11 protein-coding genes are annotated in these 12,849 nt (G+C 65.4%); 7 read left to right on the top strand and 4 right to left on the bottom strand.

What is annotated here, in order from left to right; translation table 11 throughout:
* Window positions 1-170 precede the first annotated feature (170 nt).
* Entirely contained in the window at window positions 171-590 is a 420-nt protein-coding gene (locus ACZ5LB_RS18505) for a GxxExxY protein (protein WP_464603678.1), read from the top strand.
* Between the two features lie 167 nt (window positions 591-757).
* Here ACZ5LB_RS18505 and ACZ5LB_RS18500 read toward each other — a convergent pair whose 3' ends face one another.
* Window positions 758-1,141, bottom strand: coding sequence for a winged helix-turn-helix transcriptional regulator (locus tag ACZ5LB_RS18500; protein WP_464603677.1), 384 nt, complete (start codon window positions 1,139-1,141; stop codon window positions 758-760).
* A 128-nt stretch (window positions 1,142-1,269) separates the two neighbouring features.
* On the opposite strand from ACZ5LB_RS18500, the gene ACZ5LB_RS18495 reads away from it, so the two are divergent.
* The 5 genes from ACZ5LB_RS18495 (at window position 1,270) to ACZ5LB_RS18475 (ending at window position 7,256) form a co-directional block, all read left to right on the top strand.
* Complete coding sequence (locus ACZ5LB_RS18495) at window positions 1,270-1,929, top strand: NAD(P)H-dependent oxidoreductase (protein ID WP_464603676.1); 660 nt, start codon at window positions 1,270-1,272, stop codon at window positions 1,927-1,929.
* Window positions 1,930-2,031: 102 nt separating this feature from the next.
* Window positions 2,032-3,954, top strand: a complete 1,923-nt coding sequence (locus ACZ5LB_RS18490; RefSeq protein ID WP_464603675.1) for a PrkA family serine protein kinase — start codon at window positions 2,032-2,034, stop codon at window positions 3,952-3,954.
* Window positions 3,951-5,213 carry a YeaH/YhbH family protein gene (locus ACZ5LB_RS18485; RefSeq protein WP_464603674.1) on the top strand — a complete coding sequence of 421 codons (1,263 nt, stop codon included), beginning with the start codon at window positions 3,951-3,953 and terminating at the stop codon, window positions 5,211-5,213. The genes ACZ5LB_RS18490 and ACZ5LB_RS18485 overlap by 4 nt, the downstream gene beginning before the upstream one ends.
* Window positions 5,214-5,215: 2 nt before the next feature.
* Window positions 5,216-6,715: a SpoVR family protein gene (locus ACZ5LB_RS18480; protein ID WP_464603673.1), complete on the top strand. Its 1,500-nt coding sequence runs from the start codon at window positions 5,216-5,218 to the stop codon at window positions 6,713-6,715.
* Between the two features lie 85 nt (window positions 6,716-6,800).
* Window positions 6,801-7,256, top strand: coding sequence for a cache domain-containing protein (locus tag ACZ5LB_RS18475; RefSeq protein WP_464603672.1), 456 nt, complete (start codon window positions 6,801-6,803; stop codon window positions 7,254-7,256).
* 572 nt (window positions 7,257-7,828) lie between these two features.
* Here the strand turns inward: ACZ5LB_RS18475 and ACZ5LB_RS18470 are convergent.
* The 3 genes from ACZ5LB_RS18470 to ACZ5LB_RS18460 are packed head-to-tail and all read right to left on the bottom strand — an operon-like array spanning window position 7,829 to window position 11,114.
* Window positions 7,829-8,980, bottom strand: a complete 1,152-nt coding sequence (locus tag ACZ5LB_RS18470; RefSeq protein WP_464603671.1) for an aminotransferase class V-fold PLP-dependent enzyme — start codon at window positions 8,978-8,980, stop codon at window positions 7,829-7,831.
* A gap of 16 nt (window positions 8,981-8,996) precedes the next feature.
* The gene (locus ACZ5LB_RS18465) at window positions 8,997-9,410 is read right to left on the bottom strand and encodes a cupin domain-containing protein (protein WP_464603670.1); all 414 of its coding nucleotides are present in this window, start codon (window positions 9,408-9,410) and stop codon (window positions 8,997-8,999) included.
* 39 nt (window positions 9,411-9,449) lie between these two features.
* The gene (locus ACZ5LB_RS18460; protein WP_464603669.1) at window positions 9,450-11,114 is read right to left on the bottom strand and encodes an L-lactate permease; all 1,665 of its coding nucleotides are present in this window, start codon (window positions 11,112-11,114) and stop codon (window positions 9,450-9,452) included.
* 294 nt (window positions 11,115-11,408) lie between these two features.
* On the opposite strand from ACZ5LB_RS18460, the gene ACZ5LB_RS18455 reads away from it, so the two are divergent.
* Window positions 11,409-12,848 carry an MFS transporter gene (locus tag ACZ5LB_RS18455; protein ID WP_464603668.1) on the top strand — a complete coding sequence of 480 codons (1,440 nt, stop codon included), beginning with the start codon at window positions 11,409-11,411 and terminating at the stop codon, window positions 12,846-12,848.
* Window position 12,849: the final 1 nt, after the last annotated feature.

Here is a 12,849-nt window from a genome sequence, read left to right as displayed (position 1 = left end):
TAGCCAGTACGAGCATCGTGGGCTGGTTGAAGCTGTGACCGGCCTGTCCGTGGCGATTCGGCAAGACCATCGAAAAGATTGAACGCTGGGGCGCTGGGGGCTCGCTGGGGCGCTGGGGAAAAGAAGGTGAACCTTGGGGAGGCTGACGGTAGGTCCTTTTGGAGGGTCCCATGCCACGCTACTGGGGAGAACACTCGGGGGATGATTACCCGCATCAGGACATCACCCAGGCGATAATCGAAGCCGCAATCCGGGTCCAGAATGCGCTGGGCCCGGGGCTTCTCGAGGATGCCTACAAGGCCTGCTTGGCGCATGCCCTGAGGGGGAGCGGCCACAAAGCCTTACGTGAGGTTCGCCTGGACATCGTATGGGAGGGCCTGACAGTCGAAGGTGCCTACAAGATGGACCTCGTGGTGGACGACAAGGTTGTGGTCGAAGCAAAGACAGTGGAAAAGCTGGTGGATGCCCACTTCGCACAGGTCAACACCCAGCTGCGATTCTCCAGTCTCCAGGTTGGCCTGCTATTGAACTTCCGATCCTGGCCCCTCAAGGATGGCGGCATCCGCCGGGTCGTTCACACCAGAGACTGAACCCCCAGCGTCTCAGCGAGTCCCCTGCGCCCCAGCGTTTGATCTTTCTGCCTGGTTGTTGTGGCGCAACGGTTACGTGCTTTGCCAAAGAGCCATCCTTGATGCACCATGTCCCGGGCCGATCGGGTAGAAGCCAATCCTGACCATATATTCCAATCAAACCATAATTAGGCCGATCGGGTTTCCAGTACCCTTGCCTTCTGTCGCCTGGATACCTTCCGCGCCTTCTCCACGTCCGGGAGGTGCACCTCCGCCCACCGGCACAGGGCGCCCAGGGGTTCCTTCAGGGTGGCGCCCAGGTCGGTGAGGGAGTATTCGGTGCGCGGCGGAACCTCGGGATACACCACGCGGCGGACCAGGCCGTCCTCCTCCAGCTTGCGCAGGGTCTGCGTCAGCATCTTCTGGCTGATGCCGCCCACCTCGCGCTGGAGCTCCCCGTACCTCCGGGTGCCCTGGGACAGCAGGTAGATCACCAGCGTGGTCCATTTGTCCGCGATGAGGTCCAGCACGAGGCGGGTGGGACACACGGGACTGAGAACGTTGGGAGCCATCGGACACGCATTGCGAACCATTGGGTGCCTACCTTCCGAAATAGTGCCTACTTTCCAAAGGAGAGTGACAGGCCTAATTTTGTATTACGGCCGACTTGACCGCAACCCCCGAATTCAACGGAGCCCCCATGACCACCGCGACCGTAATCTCCCCCGACGAACTCCTCCACGCCCAGGCCTGGCGCTACGCCACCAAGCAGTTCGACCCCTCCCGCAAGATCCCCGCCGGGACCTGGTCCGCCCTGGAGACGTCCCTGGTGCTCAGCCCCAGCTCCTTCGGCCTCCAGCCCTGGAAGTTCCTGGTCATCCAGGACCCCGCCCTGCGCACGAAGCTCCGGGCCGCGTCCTGGGGCCAGAGCCAGATCGAGGACGCCTCCCACCTGGTGGTCTTCCTGGCCAAGGAGACCCTCACCGAGGCCGACGTGGACCACTTCGTGGCCCGGGTTGCCGAGGTGCGCCACCAGACCTCCGAATCCCTGGCGGGCTACCGGGGCATGATGGTCGACACCCTCGTGACCGGCCCCCGGGCGGCCACGATCGATGCCTGGGCCGCCCGCCAGGCCTACATCGCCCTGGGCAACTTCATGACCAGCGCCGCCCTCCTGGGCGTCGACACCTGCCCCATGGAAGGCCTCGATGCCGCCCAGTACGACCAGATCCTGGGCCTGGCCGGCACCGGCTACCGCACCGTCGTCGTCTGCCCGGCTGGCTACAGGTCAGGCGGCGACAAGTATGCCGACCTGGCCAAGGTCCGCTTTCCCGAAGGCGAAATGGTCGAACACCGATAAAAAGAGGATTCCGGCATCGCCTATGGCGCCCTCCCTGGAATTCCCAAAGAAGCCCTAATGGGATAGCTTGACGGGTCCGAAACCTTCCTTGGAGGTGGACCCATGTCGATCTTCCACCAGTACCAGAGCCGTTACGAATCCGCGGGCGCCGAGGAAATGAGTCTCCAGGAATATCTGGAACTCTGCCGGAGGGATCCCTCCGCCTATGCCAGCGTCGCCGAACGGCTCCTGAGCGCCATCGGCGAGCCGGAACTGGTCGATACCCGCTCCGTGGAGCGGCTCAGCCGCATCTTCGCCAACAAGGTCGTGCGGATCTATCCGGCCTTCAAGGAATTCTACGGGATGGAGGAGGTGATCGAAGGGATCGTCTCCTACTTCCGCCACGCGGCCCAGGGGCTCGAGGAGAAGAAGCAGATCCTCTACCTCCTGGGGCCCGTGGGCGGTGGCAAGTCCTCCCTGGCCGAGGAGCTCAAGGCCCTCATGGAGAAGGTCCCCTTCTACGCCATCAAGGGGTCCCCGGTCCACGAGTCCCCGCTGGGCCTGTTCAACCCCGCCGAGGATGGACCGATCCTCGAGGGCGACTACGGGATTCCCCGGCGCTACCTCACGTCCATCATGAGTCCCTGGGCCGTCAAGCGCCTGCAGGAATACGGCGGCGACATCACCCGGTTCCGGGTGGTCAAGCTGCGCCCCTCGGTGCTCAGCCAGATCGCCGTGTCCAAGACCGAACCCGGTGACGAGAACAACCAGGACATCTCCTCGCTGGTGGGCAAGATCGACATCCGCAAGCTGGAGACCTACTCCCAGAACGACCCGGACGCCTACTCCTACTCGGGCGGCCTGTGCCTGGCCAACCGCGGGATGCTGGAGTTCGTGGAGATGTTCAAGGCGCCCATCAAGGTGCTGCATCCGCTGCTCACCGCCACCCAGGAGGGCAACTACAAGGGCACGGAGGGGTTCGGCGCCATCCCCTTCGACGGGCTCATCCTGGCCCACTCCAACGAGGCCGAGTGGATCACCTTCAAGAACAACCGCAACAACGAGGCCTTCCTGGACCGCATCTACATCGTGAAGGTGCCCTACACCCTGCGGGTCACCGACGAGATGCGCATCTACCAGAAGCTCCTGGACAACTCCTCCCTGGCCCAGGCCCCCTGCGCCCCCGACACCCTGCGCATGCTGGCGCAGTTCTCGGTGCTCAGCCGCCTCAAGGAGCCCGAGAACTCCAGCATCTATTCCAAGATGCGCGTCTACGACGGGGAGAACCTCAAGGACACCGACCCCAAGGCCAAGAGCTACCAGGAATACCGGGACTTCGCGGGGGTGGATGAAGGGATGACGGGCCTTTCCACCCGCTTCGCCTTCAAGATCCTCTCCAAGGTCTTCAACTTCGACCACCGGGAGGTGGCGGCCAATCCCGTGCACCTCATGTACGTTCTGGAGCAACAGATCGAGCAGGAGCAGTACCCCGGGGCCGTCGAGGAGCAGTACCTGCGCACCCTCAAGGAGTTCATCTCCCCGCGGTACGCCGAATTCATCGGCAAGGAGATCCAGACCGCCTACCTGGAGAGCTACTCCGAATACGGCCAGAACATCTTCGACCGGTACGTGAACTACGCCGACTTCTGGATCCAGGACCAGGAATTCCGCGATCCCAACACCGGCGAGATGCTGGACCGGGTGGCCCTGAACACCGAGCTGGAGAAGATCGAGAAGCCCGCGGGCATCTCCAACCCCAAGGACTTCCGCAACGAGGTGGTGAACTTCGTCCTGCGCGCCCGGGCCCGGCAGGACGGGAAGAACCCCGCCTGGACCTCGTACGAGAAGCTCCGGTCGGTAATCGAGAAGAAGATGTTCTCCAACACGGAGGAGCTGCTGCCCGTGATCTCCTTCAACGCCAAGGCCACCACCGACGACCAGAAGAAGCACCGCGACTTCGTGGACCGCATGGTGGCCAAGGGCTACACCGAAAAGCAGGTGCGGCTCCTGTGCGACTGGTACCTGCGCGTCCGGAAATCGTCATGATCCAGATCATCGACCGGCGCTTCGACAGCAAGAACCGCAGTTCCGTGAACCGCGCGCGGTTCCTGCGGCGCTTCCGAGGCCAGATCAAGCAGGCCGTGTCGGACGTCATCGACCAGGGCGGAATCAAGGACATGGATTCCGGAAAGAAGGTGCGCATCCCCGGCAAGGACATCGCCGAGCCCCAGTTCGGCCACGGCCCCGGGGGGCGGCGCGAGCGGGTGCACACGGGCAATGACCGTTTCGCCACCGGCGACGAGGTGGAGCGCCCCCCCGCCGGGGACCGGGGCGGCCCGGGCGGCCGCGCCAGCCCCGACGGGGAAGGCGAAGACGCCTTCGAGTTCGCCATCTCCCGGGACGAATTCCTGGACTTCTTTTTCGAGGAGCTGGCGCTGCCCAACCTGGTCAAGCGCCATCTGGCCAGCCTCACCGAATTCCGCAACGTCCGGGCCGGCCACACCCACACCGGCGTGCCCACCAACCTGAACCTCGTGCGCACCATGCGCGGCGCCACGGGCCGGCGCATCGCGACCCGCGGCCCCTTCCTGGACCGGCGGGCGGAACTGGAGGCGGCCCTGGCCGAGGCGAAGCGCCTCCACGGCGAGGACAGCGCCGAGGTCCGGGAGATCCTCCTGGAGCTGGAGCGGCTGGGCCGGCGGCTCTCGGCGGTGCCCTTCATCGACACCTACGACCTGCGCTACAACAACCGCGTGCGCGTGGCCCAGCCCACCACCCAGGCCGCGATGTTCTGCCTCATGGACGTGTCAGGGTCCATGGACGAGGCCAAGAAGAACATCTCCAAGCGCTTCTTCACCCTGCTGTACCTCTTCCTGAAACGGAACTACGAGCGCATCGAAGTGGTCTTCATCCGCCACCACACCTCCGCGGAGGAGGTGGACGAGGAGCGCTTCTTCCACTCCCGGGAGACCGGCGGCACCATCGTCTCCAGCGCCCTGCGGCTCATGCGCGACATCGCCGCCGAGCGCTACGCCCCGGGCCTTTGGAACCTCTACGGGGCCCAGGCTTCGGACGGCGACAACTGGGCCGACGACTCCGAGCCCTGCCGGGACCTGCTGGCCGATTCGATCCTGCCAATGGTTCAGCACTTCGCCTACATCGAGATCGCCGACACCCCCCAGGTGCTCTGGCGGGAGTACGAAACGCTGCTGCCCGGCCATCCCGGCTCCTTCGCCATGCGCCGGATCCGGGAGGTGACCGACATCTACCCCGTCTTCCACGACCTCTTCCGGAAACGGGTGTAGCCGTGCTCCCCGGGGGATCGGAGTGGACCTTCGAGTCCATCACCGCCTTCGACGACGCCATCGGGCGCTTGGCCCGGGACTTCGGCCTGGACACCTACCCCCACCAGCTGGAGATCATCAGCTCCCTGCAGATGATGGACGCCTACGCCTCGGCCGGCATGCCGGTCAACTACCACCACTGGTCCTTCGGCAAGCACTTCCTGGCCACGGAGAACCGCTACCGGCGCGGGCAGATGGGCCTGGCCTACGAGATCGTCATCAACTCCGACCCCTGCATCGCCTACCTCATGGAGGAGAACACCCTGACCATGCAGGCCCTGGTCATCGCCCACGCGGCCTACGGCCACAACTCCTTCTTCAAGGGCAACCATCTGTTCCGCCAGTGGACCAGCGCCGGGACCATCATCGACTACCTGGTCTTCGCCAGGGACTACATCGCCCAGTGCGAGGAGCGCCACGGGCAGGACGCCGTGGAGCGCCTCCTGGACGCGTGCCACGCCCTCATGAACCTGGGCGTTGACCGCTACCGGAGGTCCCCGCGGCTCTCCCTCACCAAGGAGCGCGCGCGCCAGAAGGAGCGCGAGGCCTACCTCCAGGCCCAGGTGAACGAGCTCTGGCGCACGCTCCCGGCCCGCCCCGGGAAGGAGAGGCCCGCCGAGGAGCCCCGCTTCCCCAGGGAGCCCGAGGAGAACCTGCTGTACTTCATCGAGAAGAACGCGCCCCTCCTGGAACCCTGGCAGCGGGAGATCGTGCGCATCGTGCGCAAGGTGGCCCAGTACTTCCATCCCCAGCGCCAGACCCAGCTCATGAACGAGGGGTGGGCGACCTTCTGGCACTTCACCCTGCTCAACGCGCTGTACGACGAGGGCAGCGTGGGCGACGGCTTCATGTTCGAGTTCCTGCACGCCCACACCAGCGTCATCCACCAGCCCCCCTACAACAGCTCCTGGTATTCGGGCGTCAACCCCTATGCCCTGGGCTTCGCCATGTGGCGGGACATCCGGCGAATCTGCGAGGCCCCCACCGAGGAGGACCGCCGCTGGTTCCCGGACATCGCGGGCTCGAACTGGCGCGAGGTGCTGCCCTTCGCCATGGGCAACTTCAAGGACGAGAGCTTCATCGCCCAGTTCCTCTCCCCCCGCCTCATGCGGGCGTTCCGGTTCTTCACGGTGGTGGACGACGAGATCGATCCCCGGCTGCGCATCGGCCCCATCCACGACGGGTCCGGGTACGAGGACCTGCGCCGCGTCCTGGCCGACCAGTACAACCTGGGCAGCCGCGAGCCCAACATCCAGGTGTGGAGCGTGGATCTGCGCGGGGACCGCACCCTCACCCTGAGCTACGCCAACCCCCGGGACCTGCCCCTGGCCGAGGATTTCGAGGCCGTGCTGGAGCACATGGCCTACCTGTGGGGCTTCACGGTGCGCCTGGAGGAGCGGGACGCCGCCGGCGGGGTGCGGGTGCTGGGGGTGAAGCTCGGAGAACGCAGGCGTCGGGACTGAACCGAGCATTTGTTCTTCCCTTCGCGGAGAGGACGTGTAGAGTCGTTGCTACGCCATCCCCAAACCCTTTTTTCTGGAGCTTCCCATGAGATACCTCCCTCTCATCGCCGCGGTTCTTCCGTGCGTCCTGGCCAGCGCCCAGTCGCCCACTCCGGCCCAGGCGGAATCCCTCGTGAAACGGGCCGTCACCTACGCCAAGACCCATGGCATCGAGAAACTCATCCAGCAGACCAACCAGGCCAACGGCGTCTTCCACGTGGGGTCCGGCGGGGAGATGTACCTCTTCATCTACGACCAGGCCGGCATCTGCAAGGCCATCGGATTCAACTCGGTGGAACTGGTGGGCAAGGACCGCAGCGGCCTCAAGGATCCCAGCGGGAAGATGATCATCCAGGAGATGCTCAAGGTGGGCAAGACCAAGGGCAAGGGGTGGGTGGACTACCAGTACCCGGACCCGGTGAGCGGCAAGGTCCTGCAGAAGACCTCCTACATCGAATCGTTCGAAGGCCTGGTGCTCGGCTGCGGGATCTACAAGAGGTAGCTTCGGCAGGATAGTCGAATAAATTATTAACAATGACGATTCAGGAAAAGGCCCTCTTCGTCACCCATTACGGTCAGGTCTGAGGTCTTGATCAGGAGGACTTATTCCCCGTCGGATCGGCGAATGGTTTATTCGGGAATGGTTGCATGACAGCGCAGGAAACTGTCGATTCGAGGATTCCTGGCAAAAGGATGAAACGCTGGGGCGCTGGGGGCTCGCTGGGGCGCTGGGAAAATGAAAACCTTGGGGGGGATTGCGGGTGGACCCTTCTCAAGTCAATACGAACCGGCGCTTCTATCTTCTTGACCGCTGAAGACTGGTGGGCTCCATCGCTACACCCACAAGGCAGTTCCCCCAGCGCCCCAGCGAGACCCCAGCGCCCCAGCGTTCAATTATTTCGATGGATCGTCCGATCCGCCCAGGACAATCCGTTCAGGGCATACCCACTCGCAGCCATTCAAACCTTTGGCAAAACCTGATCATTCCTTGACCCATTTGATTCCCCCCACGTCCAGACAGAGAACCACCCTTGTCCGAACTAAAAGTCCGGCCAAGGGTGGCTCTGAATTCCTCTATCGGGCAGTAACGCCTTCCCGCAGGCCGACCGCCTTCAGGGCCTCGGCGATGAAGCCCACGGTGCGGTCCACGTTGTGCAGCTTGTCCAGGCCGAACAAGCCGATGCGGAAGGTCATGAAGTCCGCGGGCTCGTCGCACTGGAGGGGGACGCCGGAGGCCACCTGGTAGCCGACGGCCACGAACTTCTTGCCGGACTGGAAGTCGGGGTCGGTGGTGTAGCTGACCACGACGCCCGGGGCCTTGAAGCCCTCGGCGGCGACGCTGGGGAGGCCGCAGCCTTCCAGCAGGGTGCGCACCTTGGCGCCCAGTTCGGCCTGCTCGGCGCGCAGCTTCTCGAAGCCGTAGGCCTCCATCTCCTGCATGACGGCGCAGTCCTTGGCCAGGGCGTCGGTGGGCATGGTGGCGTGGTAGGCATGGCCGCCCTTGAGGTAGGCGTCCATGATGGCCGACCACTTCTTGAGGTCGCAGGCGAAGCTGGAGCTGGCGGTCTCGGCCATGACGGCCTTGGCCTTCTCGCTCAGCATCACCATGGCGGCGCAGGGGCTGCCGCTCCAGCCCTTCTGCGGGGCGCTCACGATCACGTCCACGCCCAGGGCCTCCATGTCGACCCACATGCACCCGGAGGCGATGCAGTCCAGCACGAAGATGCCGCCCGCGGCGTGGGTGGCGGCGGCGACGGTCTTGATGTAGTCGTCGGGCAGGATGATGCCGGCGGCGGTCTCCACGTGGGGCGCGATGACGACGGCGGGCTTCTCGGCGGCGATGGCGGCCACCACCTCGGCCACGGGCGTGGGGATCCAGGCGTCCTGCTTGCCGGCGCCCACCTTGCGGGCCTTGAGGACCACGTGGGAGGAGGGGATCGCGCCCATGTCGAAGATCTGGGTCCAGCGGAAACTGAAGAACCCGTCGCGGATGACCAGGGCCTTCCTGCCGGCGCAGAACTGGCGGGCCACGGCCTCCATGCCGTAGGTGCCGCCGCCGGGGACCAGGGCGACGCCCTTGGCGTTGTAGACGAGCTTGAGGATGCGGTCCATCTCGCGCATGACCAGCTGGAACTTCTTGGACATGTGGTTCAGGGCCCGGTCGGTGTAGACAACCGAGAACTCCATGAGTCCATCGGGATCGATGTCGGGAAGCAGTGCGGGCATGGGAATCCTCCTCGGATCAGAGCCAGTTGATGTCGGTGCCCGCGGGAAGGTGCGGGGTGAAGATGGAGAGGTACTGCAGGTCCTCCTCCAGGGCGCGGGTGTCGTGGACGATGCCCCGGGGGCAGACGTGGACGTCGCCCATCTTCACGGGCTTCCACTCGCCGTTGATGAGGAGCTCGCCCCTTCCGCCCACCACGATCACGTACTCGTCGCAGACGGTGTGGAAGTGGGTGCCGATCTGCGTGCCCTTGACGGCGGTGCGCACCATCAGCTGCGTGCGGGGGCAGTCGTACGCCACCACGCTGTCCACGCCCTTTTCGGGCAGGGTGCGCTTGGCGTACTCGTCACGGAGGTGGAGGAGGATGGCTTCGGCCGGCGTCGAGTCGATCAGGCCCTTCAGGGTGCCGGGTTCATAGGCGGGAATGCTCATGGGCGTCTCTCCTGTGCGCGGGTGGTTCGATTCTACTGCCTAAATGGCGGCGGGAGCGGTGGGGAGGATGGCGGGGATGACGAAGGCCTGGACGAGCACCAGCACGATGACCATGCAAAGCAGGATCATGGAGTACTTGAGGGTCTTGCGGAAGATGTCGGTCTCGTGCCCCACAAGGCCCACGGCGGCGCAGGCCACGGCGATGGACTGGGGCGAGATGAGCTTGCCCATGACGCCGCCGAACAGGTTGGCGCTGGTGGTAAGGACGGGATTGAGTCCCAGGTGCACCGCGGTCACCTGCTGGAGCTTGCCGAAGAGGGCCGCGGAGGAGGTCACGGAACCGGTGAGGAACACGCCCACCAGGCCGATGACGGGCGAGAAGATGGGGAACGCCATGCCGGTGAGCTGCGCGAAGGCCAGGCCCAGGGTGAAGGACATGCCCGAGTAGTTGGCCAGGAACCCCAGGCCGATGACCGAGGCCAGGGTGATGAGGGCGAAACGGAGCTGCTTGAAGGTCTTGAGGAAGACCCGGGTGCCGGTGGCCGGTCCGATGCCCAGGACGGCCATGGAGATGAGGGAGGAGATGAACATGGCGGTGCCGGGGGCGATGAGCCAGTCCCAGCGGTAGTTGGCGCCGTACGCAGCGGGCGTGGCGACGATGGGGGCGGCCTTGAAGACCACGCCGTTCAGCCAGGGCCAGCTGGGAATCATCACGAACCAGTGGTGGGCCTTGGTGCAGTAGGCCTTGAAGGCGGGGGTGCCCCAGATGCCCATGACCACCATGAGGATGAGGAAGGGCGACCATGCCTTGAAGATCTGCCCGGCGGAATAGGTGCCCGAGGCCGCGACGTGGCTGGCGGCGGTGTCCTCCGCGAAGGTCCAGGTGGTCGCGGGCTGCCAGAAGCGCAGGAAGATCACGAGGCAGAGCAGGGACACCACGGAGGCCACGATGGCGGGGAGTTCGGGGCCGAACCAGGTGGAGATGCAGAAGGAGGCCGCGGCGTAGCTCACGCCGGCCACGAGACAGGCGGGGATCACTTCCTTGGCGCGCTTGAAGCCCACCATGACGACCACCATGAAGAAGGGGATGATCAGGGCCATGAAGGCCATGTCGATGCCCACGGCGCGGGCCATGGTGGTGGCGGGGATCCCGGTCACCGTGCTCATCATCATGGTCGGCACGCCCACGGGCCCGAAGGGCACGGGCGGGGTGTTGGCCACCAGGCAGATGACGGCCGCCGGCAGCGCCGGGAAGCCCAGGCCGATGAGCATGGCCGCGGCCACCGCCACCGGGGCGCCCTGGCCCGCCACGCCTTCCATGAAGGCGGAGAAGGAGAACGCGATGAGCAGCGCCTGGATGCGCCGGTCCGGGGAGAGGGAGGAGATGGAACTCTTGATGACCTCGAACTGCCCGCTCTCCACCGTGAGGTTGAAGAGGAACACGGCCGTGAGGATGATCCAGCCGATGGGCCACAGGCCCGTGACCATGCCCAGGGCCGAGGCGGACAGCGCCGCGCTCACCGGCATCTTGTAGACGAGCACGCTGATGACGATGGTGATCAGGAGCGTGAGGGGCCCGGCCACATGGCCTTTCATGCGCTTGACCGCGAGGGCCCAGAACAGGAAGAAGATGGGGATGGCCACCACCAGGGCCGTCAGGAGCAGGCTCCCGTTCAGGGCGGAGTAGTTCTGGTTCCACTGCATGGTTCAGTCCTTTCACTCACGGGGTTTGGACGGACCGGTCGCAGCCCCGCGGACGGGGTGGGAACCGGAGGTTCGACGCTTGGTCACAAGGCCTCGCTGGTTTGCGTATCGCTTATTGATGCAACGGTGGGATGCGAAGATTAGAGATCCATGGGTCTTTTGTGTCAAGTCGATATATCAATAAGCTTAGGTTATGCCCCCGAACCACGGCCAGTATGAAGAGCCTATTAAAATACCGGTCGTTCGGCTCGCCCCGCCCCGGGCCCGGGACCGCGGTCCGGTAACCTTGAGGGGATGCCTTCCTCCGCCCCGCGTCCCCACAGCTTCCGCACCACGGCCATCATCATCGCCTGCGCCCTGTTCATGGAGCAGCTGGACGCCACCGTCCTGGCCACGGCGCTGCCCACCATGGCCCGGAGCTTTTCCGTCTCCCCCCTGCACATGAGCGCGGCCCTCACCAGCTACCTGCTGGGCCTGGCCATCTTCATCCCGGCCAGCGGGTACTTCGCGGACCGGTACGGCGCCCGGCGCATCTTCCGGCTGGCCATCCTGGTCTTCACCGCCGGTTCCATGCTTTGCGGCCAGTCCACCAGCCTCCTCTTCCTGGTGGGCGCCCGGTTCCTCCAGGGCATGGGCGGGGCCATGATGGTGCCCGTGGGGCGCCTGGTGCTCCTGCGCACCGTGGACCGCAAGGACATGGTCGCGGCCATGTCCTGGTTCATGGTGCCCGCCCTCATCGGACCGGTGGTGGGCCCGCCCCTGGGGGGCTTCCTGGTCACCTACCTGTCCTGGCGCTGGATCTTCTACATCAACGTGCCCATCGGCATCCTGGGCATCTGGCTGGCCACGGTCTACATCGAGGACATCAAGGAGCTGGATCCCGGCCGGTTCGACCTGAAGGGCTTCCTCCTTTCCTGCGTGTCGCTCTCCTGCCTCATGTACGGGCTGGAGATGGGCAGCCGGGGGGGCGGGATCTCCCTGGGCGTGACGCTCCTGATCATCGCCATCGGCCTGGCGTCCGGCTTCGCCTACGTCCTCCACGCCCGGGGCGCCGACAACCCGATCCTGGACTTCCGGATGATGCGCATCCCCACCTTCGGCATCTCGGTCATCGGCGGGTCCCTCACCCGCATCACCGGGGGGGCCCTGCCCTTCCTGCTGCCCATGATGATGCAACTGGGCTTCGGCATGTCCGCGGCCCGCAGCGGCCTCATCACGTTCAGCACCGCCGCCGGCTCGGTGCTCATGAAGATCGCCGCCCCGCCCATCCTGCGCCGCTTCGGCTTCCGCAACACCCTGGTGTGGAACAGCCTCATCGCCTCGGGCTTCCTGGCGGCCTGCGCCCTGTTCCGGCCCGGATGGCCGGTGTTTCTCATCCACGGCGTGCTGCTCCTGGGGGGGTTCTTCCAGTCGCTGCAGTTCACCGCCCTCAACACGGTGGCCTACGCGGACATCTCCCAGCCCCGCATGAGCTCCGCCACCAGCTTCTACGCCACCTTCCAGCAGCTGATGCTCTCCATGGGCATCTGCGTCTCCTCGGCCATCCTGGCCCTGGCCATGGCCGTCTCCGGCCACGCGAGCCCGCGCCTGTCCGATTTCTCCGCCGCGTTCCTGGGGGTGACGGCCCTCTCCGTCCTGGCCTCCCCGGTGAGCGCCCGGCTGCCCCGCGACGCGGGCCGCGCCATGAGCGGCCACGGGGAAGCGGGGGAGGCATCCCTGGCCCTGGAAACCTAGG

Source organism: Mesoterricola sp. MK458 (assembly GCF_055384935.1).
Note: the sequence above shows the minus strand (reverse complement) of the source record. Positions and strands in the feature narration are given on the sequence as shown.

Bases quoted from the DNA above. Each gene is read 5' to 3' on its own strand.
- ACZ5LB_RS18490 (WP_464603675.1), top strand. From the start codon at position 2,032: ATGTCGATCTTCCACCAGTACCAGAGCCGTTACGAATCCGCGGGCGCC.
- ACZ5LB_RS18460 (WP_464603669.1), bottom strand. From the start codon at position 11,114: ATGCAGTGGAACCAGAACTACTCCGCCCTGAACGGGAGCCTGCTCCTG.
- ACZ5LB_RS18475 (WP_464603672.1), top strand. From the start codon at position 6,801: ATGAGATACCTCCCTCTCATCGCCGCGGTTCTTCCGTGCGTCCTGGCC.
- ACZ5LB_RS18500 (WP_464603677.1), bottom strand. From the start codon at position 1,141: ATGGCTCCCAACGTTCTCAGTCCCGTGTGTCCCACCCGCCTCGTGCTG.
- ACZ5LB_RS18465 (WP_464603670.1), bottom strand. From the start codon at position 9,410: ATGAGCATTCCCGCCTATGAACCCGGCACCCTGAAGGGCCTGATCGAC.
- ACZ5LB_RS18470 (WP_464603671.1), bottom strand. From the start codon at position 8,980: ATGCCCGCACTGCTTCCCGACATCGATCCCGATGGACTCATGGAGTTC.
- ACZ5LB_RS18485 (WP_464603674.1), top strand. From the start codon at position 3,951: ATGATCCAGATCATCGACCGGCGCTTCGACAGCAAGAACCGCAGTTCC.
- ACZ5LB_RS18495 (WP_464603676.1), top strand. From the start codon at position 1,270: ATGACCACCGCGACCGTAATCTCCCCCGACGAACTCCTCCACGCCCAG.
- ACZ5LB_RS18505 (WP_464603678.1), top strand. From the start codon at position 171: ATGCCACGCTACTGGGGAGAACACTCGGGGGATGATTACCCGCATCAG.
- ACZ5LB_RS18455 (WP_464603668.1), top strand. From the start codon at position 11,409: ATGCCTTCCTCCGCCCCGCGTCCCCACAGCTTCCGCACCACGGCCATC.